General features: G+C 72.9%; 9 protein-coding genes and 1 tRNA gene. 3 read left to right on the top strand and 7 right to left on the bottom strand.

The genetic code is table 11. The features are described from left to right. Positions 1-187 precede the first annotated feature (187 nt). The 6 genes from ACFV1L_RS07985 to ACFV1L_RS07960 all read right to left on the bottom strand — a co-directional run bounded on the left by ACFV1L_RS07985 (position 188) and on the right by ACFV1L_RS07960 (position 5,580). The gene (locus tag ACFV1L_RS07985; protein ID WP_380363931.1) at positions 188-1,003 is read right to left on the bottom strand and encodes an ABC transporter ATP-binding protein; all 816 of its coding nucleotides are present in this window, start codon (positions 1,001-1,003) and stop codon (positions 188-190) included. Continuing rightward, entirely contained in the window at positions 996-1,967 is a 972-nt protein-coding gene (locus tag ACFV1L_RS07980; protein ID WP_380363930.1) for an ABC transporter permease, read from the bottom strand. Before ACFV1L_RS07980 ends, ACFV1L_RS07985 begins: the two co-directional genes overlap by 8 nt. A 119-nt stretch (positions 1,968-2,086) precedes the next feature. Further along, entirely contained in the window at positions 2,087-2,971 is an 885-nt protein-coding gene (locus ACFV1L_RS07975; protein WP_380363928.1) for a glycosyltransferase family 2 protein, read from the bottom strand. Then, positions 2,968-3,798, bottom strand: coding sequence for a CDP-alcohol phosphatidyltransferase family protein (locus tag ACFV1L_RS07970; protein ID WP_380363926.1), 831 nt, complete (start codon positions 3,796-3,798; stop codon positions 2,968-2,970). Before ACFV1L_RS07970 ends, ACFV1L_RS07975 begins: the two co-directional genes overlap by 4 nt. Further along, positions 3,776-4,837, bottom strand: a complete 1,062-nt coding sequence (locus ACFV1L_RS07965) for an iron-containing alcohol dehydrogenase family protein (RefSeq protein WP_380363924.1) — start codon at positions 4,835-4,837, stop codon at positions 3,776-3,778. Before ACFV1L_RS07965 ends, ACFV1L_RS07970 begins: the two co-directional genes overlap by 23 nt. Further along, positions 4,825-5,580: a sugar phosphate nucleotidyltransferase gene (locus ACFV1L_RS07960; RefSeq protein WP_380363923.1), complete on the bottom strand. Its 756-nt coding sequence runs from the start codon at positions 5,578-5,580 to the stop codon at positions 4,825-4,827. The genes ACFV1L_RS07965 and ACFV1L_RS07960 overlap by 13 nt, the downstream gene beginning before the upstream one ends. Before the next feature lie 420 nt (positions 5,581-6,000). Here ACFV1L_RS07960 and idi point away from each other — a divergent pair, with 420 nt between their 5' ends. Beyond that, positions 6,001-6,606, top strand: a complete 606-nt coding sequence (gene idi, locus ACFV1L_RS07955) for an isopentenyl-diphosphate Delta-isomerase (protein ID WP_380363922.1) — start codon at positions 6,001-6,003, stop codon at positions 6,604-6,606. A 7-nt stretch (positions 6,607-6,613) separates the two neighbouring features. Here the strand turns inward: idi and ACFV1L_RS07950 are convergent, their stop codons facing one another. After that, entirely contained in the window at positions 6,614-7,147 is a 534-nt protein-coding gene (locus tag ACFV1L_RS07950; RefSeq protein WP_380363920.1) for an ATP-binding protein, read from the bottom strand. Positions 7,148-7,547: 400 nt separating this feature from the next. Between ACFV1L_RS07950 and ACFV1L_RS07945 the strand changes: the two genes are divergently transcribed. Both ACFV1L_RS07945 and ACFV1L_RS07940 read left to right on the top strand, forming a co-directional pair. Beyond that, positions 7,548-7,632, top strand: a tRNA-Leu gene (locus tag ACFV1L_RS07945). A 200-nt stretch (positions 7,633-7,832) separates the two neighbouring features. Next, positions 7,833-16,208: a hypothetical protein gene (locus tag ACFV1L_RS07940; protein ID WP_380363918.1), complete on the top strand. Its 8,376-nt coding sequence runs from the start codon at positions 7,833-7,835 to the stop codon at positions 16,206-16,208. Positions 16,209-16,248 lie beyond the last annotated feature (40 nt).

Below are 16,248 nucleotides of genomic sequence, written 5' to 3'. Positions count from 1 at the left end.
CGTTGTCTGGTTATCGGATTTGGTTGAAGCCGACACTGCCGTCACTCCCCCGTTCTACACCGGTCCCGGCCACCATCGGGCCTCGGACACGCTTCCGTCGCCGTGCCTTCACCCGCCGCACGGCACAGGGCCGGTGCCGGGGACCGCTCCCCGCGCACCGGCCCTGCGACCGTCGGCCGCGCCCCGGTCAGGGGCGCTCGCCCTTCTCGTACCGCCGGACCACCTCGTCGGTGTGCCCGTCCATGATCAGCTCGCCGTGCTCGATCCAGATGGTGCGCTCGCAGGTCTCGCGGATCGCGTTGTTGTCGTGGCTGACCAGGAAGACCGTGCCGGCCTCCTTGCGCAGCTCGTTGATCCGGGCCTTGGAGCGCTGCTGGAAGCCCTGGTCGCCGGTGGCGAGGGCCTCGTCGATCAGCAGCACGTCGTGCGTCTTCGCCGCGGCGATGGAGAACCGCAGGCGGGCGCCCATGCCGGAGGAGTAGGTGCGCATCGGCAGCGAGATGAAGTCGCCCTTCTCGTTGATGCCCGAGAAGTCAACGATGTCCTGGTACCGGGCCCGCACCTGGGCCGGGGACATGCCCATCGCCAGGCAGCCCAGCACCACGTTGCGCTCACCGGTCAGGTCGTTCATCAGCGCCGCGTTCACGCCCAGCAGCGAGGGCTGCCCCTGGGTGTAGATGCCGCCCTTGGCAGTCGGCAGCAGGCCGGCGATGGCCGCCAGCATGGTCGACTTGCCGGAGCCGTTCGAGCCGATCAGGCCGATCGCCTCGCCCTTGTACGCGGTGAAGCTGATGCCGCGCACCGCGTGCACCTCGCGGATCGCGGGCGACTTCTTGCGGGTGATGATCCGGCTCAGCGCCGAGGTGGCGCTGCCCTTGCCGGCGCCGGCGCCGTGCACCTTGTAGACGATGTGGACGTCGTCCACCACCACGGTGGGTACCTGGGACTTGCCGGTGTCCACCGCAGTGGCCCCCTTCACGGTGTCGAGTGCTGCGTCAGCCACGGCCGTACTCCTCCTCGGCCTTCCAGAAGAACACGAAGCCGATCGCGAAGGCGACGACCGCCCAGCTGGTGGCCATGATCCAGATGTGGTCCGGCAGGATCAGCGCCTTCGGCAGCGCGTTGCCGTGGGCGTCCCAGCCGCCCGGGTAGAGCTTCTTGTCGAAGCTCTCGGGCATGAAGGCGTAGCGGATCAGGTCCATGTAGACCACGGCCGGGTTCCACGAGTAGAGCGTCTGCCAGAAGGGCGGCCACTTCTCGATGAAGCTCGACACGCTGTACATCACGCCCGAGACGTACATCCAGGTGCGCAGCAGGAACGGCATCAGCTGCGAGATGTCGGAGGTCTTGGAGCCGATCCGGGCCATCACCAGGGCCAGGCCGGTGTTGAACATCGACTGGAGCACCAGCGCCGGGATGATCAGCAGCCAGGTGGCGCCCGGGGTGATGCCGTTCACCAGCACGATGACGACCAGCACCACCATCGAGATCAGCAGCTGCTGGAGCTGGATGATGGTGAAGGCGATCGGCAGGCTGGCGCGCGGGAAGTGCAGCGCCCGGATCAGGCCCAGGTTGTCGGAGATCGACCGGGTGCCGGCCTGGATGGCGCTCTGCGAGAACTGGAAGATGAAGACGCCGATGCACAGCCAGGCGATGTAGTTCGGGACGGTGTCCCGGTTGCTCATGATCAGGCCGAAGACCAGGTAGAACACCGCGCAGTTCAGCAGCGGGGTGAGCACCTGCCAGACCTGGCCGAGCTTCGCCGTGGTGTACTGCGCGACCAGCCGAGCGGTGGCGAACGCGCTGATGAAGGCCCGGCGGGCCCACAGCTGGCGGACGTACTCGGGCAGGCTCGGCCGCTTGCCGCTGACGGACAACCCGTACTTGTCCGCGAGCTGCTTGGGGGTCAGACCCGCGTCGGAACCCCTTGGTGCGGAGAGGTTGACCGGGTCACTCAGTGTCGACACATTCGTCCTTCAGGGGGTCGGAATCCGCTGCCCGGGGGGACGGGGCAGGGGACCGGGGCGTACCACGAGGAGCTCTGGTTTGCGAGCGGCCGGGGCGGGGAAGCGCCGACCGGTTGCGATCAGATGATTGGCGGTCTGCCGAGCCTGGTCAAGCGCCAGACGGTGGACCACTTCATCGGCCGGCGCGGGCCGCAGGGCTCGCTCCAGCCTGCCCGGAACCCGCCGAGCCACGCCTTCAGCGCCGCCCCGGAGGGCCGCCGGGCGACCGTCAGCAGGAACCAGGTCCCCAGGTAGAGAGGCACCAGCAGGGCCGGAAGGTTCCGTCGGGCCAGCCACACCCGGTTGCGCGCCACGTTGTGGAAGTACGCCGCGTGCCGGGCCGGCGAGGTCGCCGGGTGGTGCAGCACCACGTCCGGGCGGTAGTCGATCGACCAGCCGGCGTCCAGCGCGCGCCAGGCCAGGTCGGTCTCCTCGTGCGCGTAGAAGAACTCCGCGGGCAGCTGCCCGGCCTGCGGGAAGACCGCGCTGCGCACCGCGCTGGCGCCGCCCAGGAAGGTGGTGACCCGGGAGCCGCGCATCGGGTCGCTGGCCCGCAGCCGGGGCACGTGCCGCCGCTGGGTGGTGCCGGTCTCCGGGTCGGCGATCCGGAACGAGACGATGCCCAGGCCCGGGTCGGCGGTGAACGCCTGCCGGAGCAGCTCGGCGGAGTCGGTGTTCGGCAGCAGGCCGTCGTCGTCGAGGAACAGCACCGCGTCGACGTCCCGGCCGTCCGGGCCGAACAGCTCGATGCCGACGTTGCGGCCGCCGGGGATGCCCAGGTTCTCGGGCAGTTCGACGGTGCGCACGCCCTCGGGCAGGGCGGGCAGCGGGGCGCCGTTGCCGACCACGGCCAGTTCGACCGGCGGGCCCTGCTGGGCGCGGACCGACTCGATCAGCGCGTTCAGCTCGGCGGGCCGGTTGCCCATGGTGATGATGACCGCGCCGAGGCGGAAGTCGTCGCTCATCGCAGCCTGCTCGACAGCACGATGGACAGCAGGTGCAGGACGGTCTGCAGCATCGCGATCGCGGCCAGCACGACCACGGCGAGGCGGGTGAAGAACAGGTCGCCGCGGACCGCGTCGGCGATGCCGGCGGCCAGGATGAACAGCGAGGCCTCGACGGCGCCGACCAGCCGGTGGAACTTCAGCAGCGAGGCGGCCCGGCGGGCCTTGGCGACGGCGTTCGAACGCGGCACCGAGGCCTCGTCCTCGACGGCGGTCATCCCGGAGCGGGCCCGGGCGACGTCGACCAGGTCGGTCTCGGACTTGATCAGGATCGCGCCGAGCGCGGCCAGCGTGCCGAGGAACGCCCACTGCCAGGCCGCGTGGTCGCCCTCGCGGTGCAGCAGGTCGGCGGCGCGCAGGCCGAGGCCGGTGAGCAGCGCGGCCTCGGACATGTAGTGGCCGACCCGGTCCAGGTAGACGCCGGTGAGCGAGGTCTGCCGGCGCCAGCGGGCGACCTCGCCGTCCACGCAGTCCAGCAGCAGGTAGACCTGGATCAGCAGGGCGCCGAGGACCGCGCCGGCCAGGCCGGGGACCACCAGGGCGATGCCGGCCAGGATGCCGGTCAGCATCATCAGGTAGGTCAGGCCGTTGGGCGTGATCACGGTGACGGTCGACAGGATGCGGGTGATCCGCAGCGAGATCTTCCGCATGTAGAGGCGGCCGGCCCAGTGCTCGGCGCTGCGTCGCTGGAGCATGCCCTCGGGGTGGATGACCGCCCGGAGCTCCTCGATCGACGGGCGGCGGGTGAGGTCAACCGGCGGGCGTTCAGCTGTTGACGGCTTGGACATAGTCGGCGTACGCGTCCCTGATGTCTGTGGCGGAGAGGTCGAGGTGTTCGAGGATGGTGAAGCGCCCCGGTCTGGTGTTCGGAGCGTAGTGCACCGCTTCGGTGAACTCCGCCTCGGTGAAGCCGATCTGATCGGCCGTCACCGGCAGGCCGTGGAAGCGCAGGCGCTCCACGACGAGTCCGGAGAGGTCCCGCTCGCCCCGCAGGAAGCAGGCGAAGGCCGCGCCGAGGCCGACCTGCTCGCCATGCTGGGCGGACCGCTTGGGGTACAGCACGTCCAGGGCGTGCGAGATCTCGTGGCAGGCGCCCGAGCTGGGCCGGGTGCTGCCGGCGATGTTCATCGCGATGCCGGACAGTACCAGGGCTTCCGCGAGCGTGGTCAGCAGGTCCGGGTCCTCCAGGGTGCCCGGGTGCCGCAGCAGGTTCTCGCCGGCCGCCCGGGCCATCGCCACCGCGAGGCCGTCGACCGGTTCGCCGGTGACGGCGTGCGACAGCTCCCAGTCCGCGCAGGCCGAGATGTTGGAGACGGCGTCGCCGATCCCGGCCGCCACGAACCGCTTCGGGGCCTTGGCGACGACGTCCAGGTCCACGATGATGCCGATCGGGCCGGGCACCCCGTAGGAGCCGCGGCCGGCGTCGTTGTCGAGGGTGGAGACCGGCGAGCAGATCCCGTCGTGGGCGAGGTTGGTGGCGACCGCCACCACCGGCAGCCCGACCCGGGCCGCGGCGTACTTCGCCACGTCGATGATCTTGCCGCCGCCGAGGCCGACCAGGGCGTCGTAGTGGCCGCGGCGGATCTCGTCGGTCAGCCGGACCGCGCTGTCCAGGGTGCCGTCGTCGACCCGGTACCAGTCGGCGCCGGGCAGCGCCGGCTCCAGGCGCTCGCGCAGCACGGCGCCCGAGCCGCCGCTGATCGCCACCGCGATCCGGCCGGCGCTGGACAGCCGCTGGTCGGCGAGGATGCCGCCGAGCGCGTCCAGTGCGCCGGCCCGCACCTCGACGAACACCGGCGAGGGCACCAGGCGGGTCAGTACCGGCACGCGATCTCCCGGGCCTTGGCGAGGTCGTCGTGGTTGTCGACCTCGACCCAGGAGACCTCGCCGATCGGCTGGACGTCCACGGTCAGGCCGCGGTCGACCATCTCCTGGTAGCCGTCCTCGTAGTAGAGCTGCGGGTCGCGCTCGAAGACCGCCTTGAGGGCGTCGGCGAGCGCCGGACCCGCGGAGGGGTTGATCACGGTGACGCCGATGTACTCGCCGGTGGCGTCCAGCGGGTCCATCAGCTTGGTGATGCGGCGCACCCCGAGCTCCGGGTCGACGACGACCTTCATCTCCTCGTCGGCGAGCTTCTTCACGGTGTCCAGGGCGAGCAGGATGCCGGGGGCGTTGCCCTCCTTGATCCGGCGGTCGTTGCCGTCCAGCATGGTGCGCTGCACCGAGGCCGGGTGCACGGTGTCGCCGTTGGCCAGCAGCAGGCCCTCGCCGAACAGGTCGCGGGCGCACCACAGCGAGTAGGCGTTGTTCCACTCCTCGGCCTTGTCGTTCTCGACCAGGGTGAGCTTGACGCCGTACTTCTGCTCCAGCGCGTCCTTGCGGTCGTACACGGCCTCCTTGCGGTAGCCGACCACGATCGCGGCCTCCCGCAGGCCGACCTCGGCGAAGTTCCCGAGGGTCAGGTCGAGCACCGTCCGCTCCCCGTCGACCGGCACCAGCGCCTTGGGCAGGGTGTCGGTGTAGGGACGGAGCCGGCGGCCTGCGCCGGCGGCCAGGACGAGGCCGATCATGCGGGACTCCAGGGTCTCGGGTGCCGTCCGGCACACCGGTGCGGGCCCGGGCGCCGGGACGCGGCCGCGGCTGCGGCGCGCCGTTGGGGCGCGTCTTGCGGAGCGCCCAGTCCCACTGATGGTAGGCGACCCCGGTCACCTGCCAGAACGCGCCCCGGGCGGGCCGGGCGATCATCCGCGGGTAGCGGGCGGACGTCCGGTGACGTCGGACGATCGCGGATCGAACAGTTCTGCCGGTGATCCGGTCGACCGGCCCGGGGGTGTGCGTCGTGGCCCCGGGCGTGCCGGGGCATGCGGCAGACTTGGGCCCCGACGCCGTCGGCGGACCGGCCGGTCCGGGCCGACGTGCGCGCAGCCGACCTCAGGACCGGGGTGGGCGGCCGCGGAGCCGCCCCCGGTCCACGTGCCGAAAGGGGCATTGTGCCCATGAGCCCTGCCGTCAGCCGGACCGACGACCTCTCCTCGGAGCTCTCCGTCCCGTCCGCGCCCGGGGAGATCCTGCTGGAGCTGGTCGACGACCACGGCGTGACCATCGGGACCGGGGAGAAGCTCTGGGCCCACCAGCAGCCGGGCCGGCTCCACCGCGCCTTCTCGGTGTTCCTGTTCGACCGGCAGGGCCGGCTGCTGCTGCAGCGCCGGGCGCTCGGCAAGTACCACTCGCCGGGCGTCTGGTCGAACACCTGCTGCGGCCACCCGTACCCGGGCGAGCAGCCGTTCGTGGCGGCCGCCCGCCGCACCACCGAGGAGCTGGGCGCGGCCCCGGCCCTGCTGTGCGAGGCCGGCACCGTCCGCTACGACCTGCCGGACGAGGCGTCCGGGCTGATCGAGCGGGAGTGGAACCACCTGTTCGTCGGGCTGCTCACCGCGGAGCTGGAGCCGGACCCGGAGGAGATCGAGGACACCCGGTTCGTCACCGCCGCCGAGCTGCGCGCGCTGCGGGCCGAGAAGCCGTTCTCGGTGTGGTTCGAGACGGTGTTCGAGGCGGCCCGGCCGGGGATCCGGGAGATCGCCGGCGACGACTGGTGACGGCCGTTCAGTAGTCCGGGTCCTCGCCGGGGTCGTCGCCGCAGCGCCCGGCCCCGGCGGGGCCCGCTCCCGGGAGCGGCAGGCTGGCCCAGATCACCTTGCCGCCGCCCTCGGTCCGCTCCACGTCGCACCTGCCGCCCGCCTGCAGGGTGACGCTCTTCACCAGCAGCAGCCCGCGCCCGCCGGGGCGGCCCGGGTCGTTCTCCTGCGCCTTCGGGCGGTACGGGTGGCCGTCGACCACCGAGATCCGCACCCGGTCCGGGCCGATCTCCAGTTCGCAGTGCACCTGCGGGGAGAGCACCGCGGCGTGCGTGACCGCGTTCGACACCAGCTCCGAGACGATCAGCAGCAGGTCGTCCACCAGTTCCTGGTAGCGCTCCCCCGCCATGCCCTGGGCCAGCAGCCGGTCCCGCACCGCGTGTCTGGTGCGCGGCACCGAGGCCTCCTGCGCGGGTGCGGTGAACCGCCACACGCCGGGCTCCGGGCGCCGTCCGGGCCGCCAGGTGGCGGCGTCCGGGACCGCCTCGTCCGTCTGTTCCACTGCACGCCGCCCTTCACGCGGTGACGGGAGCCGGCGGCAGCTGTCGGGACGGGGCGTTCCGCTGGGGGCTCCCTGGTCACCCGAGGCTAGGAGAGCGGCGGCCGACGACCCGCACCGGGACAGGAATCACGCGTGTCGTGAAGGTTCCCGACCGATTCGGTGCAGCACCTGCCCCCTCCTGCCCGCCCAGTCTCGCCTTCTGCCCTCCGAACACCCGACCGCACCCCCGCGACCAGCACGTTCACCCCCGCCCGCGCCCGCCTTGCCCGGGTGCGCCCGAATTGCCCCCCACTGCCGCTCCCGGACCTAGAAAACGCAGGTGAGAAGCGCTCCGGAAGCCTGGTAGTGTTCTCTCTGTCGCCAGGGGGCAGCCGAAAGGAAGCCCTGAGGTGAACACCCGGTCCGGGTGGCGGAATGGCAGACGCGCTAGCTTGAGGTGCTAGTGCCCTTTATCGGGCGTGGGGGTTCAAGTCCCCCCTCGGACACCTGACGGAAGACCCCAGCAGAGCTGGGGTCTTTCGCGTTTCCCGGCCGCGTCGACCCGGCGCCGGCGTTCTCCCCCGGCACGCCGCCGTCCTTTCCGTGTCACAAAACTGACGGCATTTCAGCACGGCCGACTGCTGCCCGTACGGCCTGCGGCATCATGCAAGGACCGATGCGTCCGAGCGATACCGAGGGGTGGCCGGTGGAGCAGTTCTCATCCGAGGAGATCACCGCGGTCGCCCGCGACGTGGCGCTGTTCCTCGAAGGCCGGGGGCAGCGCGCCGACGGAACGTACCCCGCGGCCCTGCTCCGTTCGGCAGCCGTCGCCGCGGTCCTGCTGCAGCGCCGGACCGCGATGACGACCTCCGTCATCACGCCCGCCGCGAAGCGGGTCCCCGAGCCGGGCATCCAGGCGGATCTGCTCTCCCGGGTGTACGAGGCCGCGGTCCAGGCCGGCGACCTGGCCCTCGCCCAGCTGCTGGACTGGGCGGGGCTCGCCTGGGCGGGGCGCACCCGCAACGGGCTCTTCTTCGTCGCGGGACGGCTGCCCCAGGACCTCCAGGCCGGGCTCGGGGCGCTGGTGGCGCAGGGGAAGTCGTGCCCGATGCTGTCGGCCACCGGCACGCTGGTGCTGAGGGAGCAGGCCGCTTCGCTCCGCCAGGAGGCCGAGCGGCTCGCGGCCCTGGACCGCGAGTTCGCCCGGAAGCTCTTCCTCGAACCGGTCACCGCGGTGCTGCACGACGTGAGCCGCGGCGTCGTCGGCGACCACGGCTTCCTGGCGGACAGCCCGGCGGAGCACATGGCGCGGACCAACGCCGGCCGGCCCCGTCCGATCCCGGCGAACGGCAGCCGCTGGGGTCCCCTGCTGAAGGCGGTGGGGGCCGTCCAGAAGCAGGTGGCGGACCTGCTGGAGGTGGCGGGCAGCCACGCGTGGACCGAACCGGAGCCGTTCGACGTTCCGCTCGACGGCCTGGACCCCGAGCTCCGACGGGTGCTGCAGGTGTCCGTGTTCCGCAGCCCGGCCGTGGACGAGCCCGCCGCCGGGGACGGGCCGGTGCTCGCCCGGATCTTCACGGAGGCGATGGCCGCGGCGAGTCCCGCGGCGGTCCACCGGGTGGCGATGGTCGCCCGGTTCGCCGGCCTGCCCGAGGAGGTCACCGGGCCCGCCCTGAGACGGCTGGAGCACATCCGCGAGCAGGCGGACGAACTCCTGGCCAAGGTCACCGACGACCCCGACGGCACCAGCGAATCGATGCACAGCCTGACCGTGGACGCGCTCGCGCGCGGGGACCTCGACGGCGCGGAGCAGGGCCTGGACCTGCTCGCGGAGGCCGTCGTCCACCGGATCCAGCAGAGCCGGCTGGTCCGGCTGCAGCAGGCGGTGGAGCGCGGCGCAGGGAACCCGAACACGCAGATCGCGGAGCGACACCTGAGGTCGGCGCGGCTGCACGCCGAACGCGGTGACACGGAGACCTGTGCCAGCTACCTGGACGAGGCGGAGCAGCTCCTCAGTCCGGGGCGGCCGGCCGGGCAGCCGCCGGCGGCCGAACCGGCCAAGACGGACGCCGCGGACGCCGCGGACGACCGGCGGTCCGGGGGCGAGGCCCAGGCAGCGGCCCTGATCGCCGCCTGCCGGTCGCGGTCGAGCCTCGCCGGGGGCGCGGGCGAGGTGACGACGGCCCTGGAGTCGCTCGGCAGCCAGGGAAGCCACGCCGTCGTCCTGCGCACCGCCCGCGAGCTGCTGTCCCTCGACCCCCGGACGGCGGTGCGGCTGCTCGACACCTGCCTCAAGCGCGACGTCCCGACGATGCGGCCGGTGCTCTGGCACGTGCTGGAGGAGGCGCTGCGGCTCTGCGGCGACGTCCACCGGGCGGACGAGGTCTACCTCCTCGGGCACCCGCCGCTGCCGCCCGTGCCGCTGGTGCTCCCGGCCACGCTGGGACCGCTGGCGGGCGTCGAGCTGCTCAAGCCCTGGCTGGCCTCGCCGATGGTCACGGACCGCTCGCCCGAACACCTCAGGGCGGCGGTCACCCGGGCGACGGAGAACGAGACCGCGGCGGCCGCCGCCTACACGGACGCGCTGCGTGCGGGCAGTGCGGGCGCGTTCGGCCCGGCGATCGGCTGGCTGGTCGCGTCCGACCGGGCCCCCGCGGCGCTGGACCTCTACCGCACCTTCGGTCCGCGGCACTACCTGACCGCCGGCGCGGTCTGGAACGTGGCCAGCGCCTACGCGGCCGCCGGGCTGCTCCGGCAGACCGTCGAATCGCTCCACGTCCTGTTCAGAGTGATGGGCGGAACGTCCGAGCAGACGAAGCTCGCCCGGGAGTTCCTGGCCCTGCACGGCTCGGACGTCCCGGCCGTCCCGGCGCCGCGGGCGCCGCGGCCGGCGCCCCAGCCGGCACTGTCGGCCCTCGGGCCCGAGGCGGCGGCGAAGCAGCTGTACGGCGCGGGCCGGGTGACCGAGGCGGTGAACAGGCTGGAGGAGCTGCTGGAGACGAGCGCCAACTCCCCGGGGATCTTCCTGCTGCTCCGCATCCTCCGGGAGCGTCCGGAGCTGCCCAACGCCCTGGGCCGGGCCATCGCCGCCGTGGACCGGCTGGAGCGGGTGACCTGGCGTCACCACGTCGAGATAGCCCGCAACGCGTTGGAGGCGAACGACCTCGCACTGGCGGCCGCCCGGCTGCAGGCGGCGCGCGACCAGGGCGACGAGGCCAGCGAGACCTGGATCGCGCCCCTGGCCCAGCGGCTCCAGGCTCGGCAGGGCGCGCAGGCGCACGCTTTCGGCGTGCCGGACCAGGAACCGGTGCCGGTGACCTCCCGGCTCGCCCCGGCGGACTGGGACCGCGAGATCGCGGAGGCGCTGGCCGACGGTTCGGACGCCCGGCTGGGCGAGCTGGTGTCCGTGGTCCGGGGCGCCCATCGGCGGGAGCCGTGGCTGGCCGGGAACCTGGTCACCGCGGTCCGGACGAGGCCGATCAGGGTCCGGGCGGACAACCCGGTGGTGGCCGACCTCCGGATGCTCGTCGAGGAGAGCCGCGACGGCCTCCTGGTCTGCGAGTTCGCCGGCTGGCTCAGCGACTGCGGGGAAGCCGCGCTGGCCGTCGAGGTGATCGAGGGCAGCCTCGGGTGGGCGAACCGCCAGGCGCTTCCGCAGCTGCTGCGTCAGCGCGCGGCGTCGGCCCGCGCCGCCGGCATCGACGAGTCGCGGCTGCAGCCGCCCGCGCTGCCGCCCCGTCTGGAGCGGGCCGGCACGCCGAGCCGCGAGGACCCGGGCTTCGCCCAGGTCGTGCACATCAACGAGCCGCTCGGCCGGGCCGGCCGGCAGCCGGCGATCCGGCACGCCCTGGACCTGGCGAACTCGGCCCCGGACGGCCTGGTGGCGAACGCGTGGGTGGAGGCCGTGCGCTCCGGCGGGACCGCCGCGTTCAACAACGCGCTCGGGTACCTGGTGCGGGCCGGCCGGCCCGTCGAGGCGATCAAGCTCTACGGCGAGTACTCCGACGCGTTCTGGCTCGGCGCCGGACCTGCCTGGAACCTCGGGTGCGCCTATGCCGCCGCCGGGTACGTCGAGAGCGCGGTCCTGACGTTCGACTACCACGCCCGGCTGGCCACCTTCCGGTACAGCGCGGAGCAGCTGCTCGCCCTGCGGCCGCTGTTCGCCGCCGTGGGCCGCCCGGTTCCGGTGACCTCGGTCGACGCCACGGGCCTCGCGGCCGGCCCGTCGTCCGCGCCCCGCAGCACGGGCGCGACCGGTGCGGACGCCGTCGCGCTCATCGCCCGGGCGAGGGAGACGCCGACCCACCACAACGTGCTGCTGGCCGGGAACGCCGCGCGCCGGGCCATGCAGCGGTGCACCCCGGAGGAGGCCGAGGCCTTCCGGGTCGCCATGGAGGAGATCTACGCGCTGCTGCCCGACCCCCGGCCCAACCTGGTGGCGGAGTTCGCCCTGGTGCTCGCCGCGGCGGGCCGGGCGACGGAGGCGTGGAGCCTCCTGGTGGAGGCGATCGACCGGACCCGGGCGAATCCCCGTCTGCTGGACGCCGCGGTCCGCCTCGCCCGGGAGCTCGACAAGAGCCGCCAGCTCCGGCTGCGGCTGGAGCGCTACGTGACCGGCGCGGGCTTCGAACTGCACCTCAACCTCGCCAAGCTGGCCGAACTGGAGGGCGACGACAAGGCGCGCGTCCAGCACGCGAACCTGGCGCTGGCCAAGAACCCCACCTGCGCCGAGGCCATCCAGCTCCGGGACCGGGCCTCGGGGGGCACCGCGGTGAGCGAGCGGAGCGTGCCCGCGCGTCCGCAGGTGCCGCGGATCCGGGACGAGCTCATGAACCGGATCGGGGCGCGGCGGACCGCGGACCTGGAGGAGGTCGTCCACCTGCTCAACCGGGAGTACCGGCGGCAGGTCGACGACCTCCGGACCAAGGCGCTGCTGTGGTACCAGCCGAAGGTCGACACCGACATCGCGCGGCGGCTGCCGATCCACCTCCAGGAGGACGCCGGGCCCGCCGTGCGGGCGGCGGTCGCCCAGGACTGGGACCGGGCCGCGTTCCTGTTCCGCGAACTGCTCACCCGCGCTCCCCGGAACACCCACGTCGCGGAGGCCACCGCGGCCTGCATGACGCTGGCCCGGATGTACGACGACGCCAACCAGATCGGCCAGACCCTGCGGCACACCCCGTCCGGGCAGCGGATCCTGGTCCAACTGCTCTGCACCAGAAGGGACTTCACGTCCGCCGCCGCCCTCCAGCAGAAGCAGCGGGAGGACGGGCCGCTGGACCTGGACGCGGCGATCGCCCGGGCCGGGCTGCTCGCGGGCCTCTGCGACCGGCCCGCGGACGCCGCCCGCACGCTGCTCAGGTTCGTGGACCGGCTCCCTTACGGGTACCCGGCCGAGCCGGTGGCGCTCGCCGTCCTGCTCGCCCACCGGGCCGGCGACCGGGAGCTGCTGCAGGAGACCATCGGCGTCCTGCGCCGCCGGACGCCGAAGAACGTCGACGAACTGGTGAACCGCGCCCTCCAGAGCGCGCCGGAGGCGCTGAACGAGAGCACCGTCCCCGCGCTGACCCCCCGCCACATCGAGCTGGTCGTCGAGAAGTTGGCCGACAGTCCGCGGCGGCAGGAGGCCTTCCTCCGGGACGGGATCGGCCGGACGCACACGGATCTGCCCGGGTACCAGGAGGAGCAGGAGGCGCGGAACCGGCTGCTGGTGCGGTGCCTGGAGGCGCGCGGGCTCGTCGTGGACGCGTACGAGCAGTTCTGGACCTGGTTCCCGCGGTCCTCCGACCAGCCGGCCGCGGTCGCCGAGCTGCTCTCCTTCTGCGCCCGGATCGGACATCCGGAGGGGTACCGCAGCGTCCTGCGGTACCTGGAGGAGATCGGAGCACCCGCCGCCCCGGAGCAGGTCCGGGCGCTGGACGCGATCGAGGACGGCACGGCGCACCGCCCGCCCGAGGACCTCGACGACCTGGTGGTCCGGGTGGCCCGGTGCACGCCGGACGAACTGCCCACGGAGGTGGCGACGGTCGCCAGGGCCCTGGTGGCCTGCGCCGGCGCGAACGACGCACGGTGGCTGGAGACGATCGCCGGCATCTGGCGCAAGGTCGCCGTACGCCTGGCCATGTACGTGAGTACCGCCGATCCCGTGCGCTCGGCGGCGCGCAGCGCCGACGTCATCGAGAGTCAACTGGCCCAGCAGGAGGAACTCTGCCGGAACCTCCTGGCACCCGAGCTCCGCGACCGCGCGCAGCGCGTCGGCGCCGCACTCCGGCTCCCCTGGGACGACCTGGCGCGGGACAGCATGAAGCTGGGCACGGTGAGCCAGGTCCCGCTCGACATCTGGGAGGCGCAGGCCACCCGCCTGGACCGCGGGCCGGTGGAGGTGCAGCTGAACGTCCGGGCCGCCAGGCGCTCGCTGTCCGCGATCGTCCTCACCGTGACCCCGCCGGACCGGCCCGAGGTGCTGGGGCGGCAGGTGCTGGAACGCGTGGAGGCCGACTCCCAGCGCTCCTGCTTCCTCGCCGTGAAGACGGACCTCGGTGCGGTCAAGATCACCGCCTCGGCCGTCCTCTCCGACGGCACCACCCGGGAGACCAGCCGCGAGGTCCCGGTCCGGGAGGTCCCGCCCGATCCGGCGATGGTCACGTCCAGGTTCAAACCGCGCTCCCCCGCCGTGGACGAGATGTTCGTCGGCCGGGCGCGCGAGCTGGAGCTGCTGCGCTCGACCTACGCGTCGGCGTGGCGCGGCGGGACCGACGTCCTGTTCATGACCGGATCCCGCCGGGCGGGCAAGACCTCGATCCTCCGCCGGCTGACCGCCGTCCGGCGGCCGTCCGACGACGGCCCGCTGCCACCGGACGAGTGGCCCACTCCGCGGGCCTTCCCGGTCAGCCTGGACGGGCAGGGCGACTGGTCGCGGGCCAGGTCGCTGCTCAGCAGCGTGGCGCAGGCCGTGAGCACCCAGGTGCGCAGGACCTTCCGCGGGTCGATCGCCCTCGACCCGTTCGACGACATCAGCACCGACGGGTTCCGCAACTGGTGGCTGGACGTCAGGTTGAAGCTGTGGCCGGACCAGGACGTCGGACTCCTGCTGATCGTCGACGAGTTCCAGGAACTGCTGGAGAAGCTGATCGCCTCCCAGGTCATGAAGGAGTCCATGGAGGCGCTGCGCTCCCTGAAGGACGACGGCACGCTCGCCCTGCTCTTCATCGGCTCGTGCAGCACCGCGAGGCTGCGCCGGCTGCTGCGCGGTTCGCTGGTGCAGCAGGAGTTCTCCGAGCGCCTGCGCGTGGGCCCCCTGGACCGGGCCTCGACCCTGGAGGTGTTCCGCCGGGGCTTCCACGAGCGGGTGACGCTCCTGCCCGAAGCGGTCGAAAGCGTCTGGGAGTTGACCGCCGGCCACCCCCACCACATCCACATGATCGGCCAGCAGGTGGTGGAGTGCCTCAGCGAGGAGCAGCGCAGCGTCGTCGACCTGGACCTCGTCCACTACGCCGAACAGCGGGTCGCCGAGCGCGACGACACCGTCAAGGGGATGCTCGACCCGCTCGCGGAGGACGACGGCGAGCTGAAGCTCCTGCTGGACATCGCGGAGGAGCTCCAGTACGACGCGCTGGAGACCTCGGTGCGCACCGCACTCGGGCCGGACCAGTCGATCCAGCTGGACAGCTTCCTCGACTTCGGCCTGCTGGTGCGCACCGGCCGCGACCTGGCCTGGGCCAACCCGGTGGTGCGGGACTGGATGAACAACCAGAGCCGCAAGCACGGCGCCAGGCAGCAGCGGCATCCCGCGGGAACCCGCCCCGTCCACCAGCCGCTGATCGCCGCCGGGTTCCGGTTCGACGAGGATCTCCCCGGCGCGGCCCACGACGCGTGCGTGGTCAGCCGCCGCGGTGACGCCTCCGGCCCGTTGGAGGCCCGGCACTTCCCGGGGCAGGGCCGGGCGCTCCTCCGGTTCCACGCCCTGCTCACCCGGGACGGCCGTACCGATCACGACGGCCTGCCGCGGGTGTCCGAACCGTGCGGGGACTGGATGCTCTCGGAGCACATCAAGGGCACCACCGTGCTGGCCAGGCTGGAGGGCAAGCGCCGCCGCGAGGTCAAGCCGATGGAGGAGGCCGCCCTCTGGGTGCTGCGGGCGGCCGAGGCGCTGGCCCGGGTGAACGGCGATCTCGGCCTCACGCACGGCGACATCCGGCCGGAGAACCTGCTCATTCCCGACCACTCGGCCTCGGGGCAGCAGCTCTACGTCACCAACTGGGGTTTCGGCATGAACCTGAAGGGCGGCCTCCAGGAGAGCCTGATGCCGGCCGTCCGGTCCGACTACTGGATTCCCGACCGGCTCCGGGGGACCGGGACCAGGCTCCCCACCCCGGCCGAGGACACCTACGCCCTCTCGGCCGTCCTCTACCAGCTCCTGCACCCCCTGTCCGCCCTCCCCTACGGTGCGGGCAACGCCCATCCGGACCGGATCCGCGACATTCCGGAGCGCCTCGGCCAGGTCGTCCACCTGGGCGTCACCCAAGGCTTCGACGAGCCCGAGAAGCTGGCCCGCGCCCTGCGGGAGGTCCTCCGGAGCCACGGCGCACCGAACGCGCACCGCCCCGACCCGTCGCCGGCCCCGGAGGCGCGCCGGCCGCAGCCGGAGGGCGCCTCCGTGGTCGTCAACAACTACAACCACAACTACAACAAGTTGGAGAGCCAGATGAGCCAGACCCCCGGATTCCACAACTCCGGCTCGATCACCGGAAACGTCCAGCTGGGGAACAACAACCGGGTGACCCGCAGCACCGCGAACCACTCCGTGGGACCGGACCTGGGCGGCGAGGGCGTCAGCCTGCAGGACCTGGCCCGCCGGCTCCGCGAGCAGGTGGCCGAGGCGGGGAACGGGCTGGACCCGGTCGACGCCGCCGACATGAACGTGAGCCTCGACCGGCTCGACGAGGAGGTCGGGCGCGAGGAGCCGAGCCCGGGCCGGATCAGCAGGCTCGCGCAGGGCATCAAGGCGATCCTGGAGGGCTTCGGCGCGGCCGCCCCGGCGCTCCCGACGGTGGAGCGGCTCATCGAACTGACCACCGGCTGAGAGGGGTCGCCGCGGTCCGTCACCGCCCCGGCGCCGGGCG

Origin of the sequence: Kitasatospora sp. NPDC059646 (assembly GCF_042734615.1) — a bacterium.
Taxonomy (GTDB): Bacteria; Actinomycetota; Actinomycetes; order Streptomycetales; family Streptomycetaceae; genus Kitasatospora.
The sequence above is the reverse complement of the archived record's forward strand: the minus strand, read 5'-3'. Positions and strand labels throughout refer to the sequence as shown.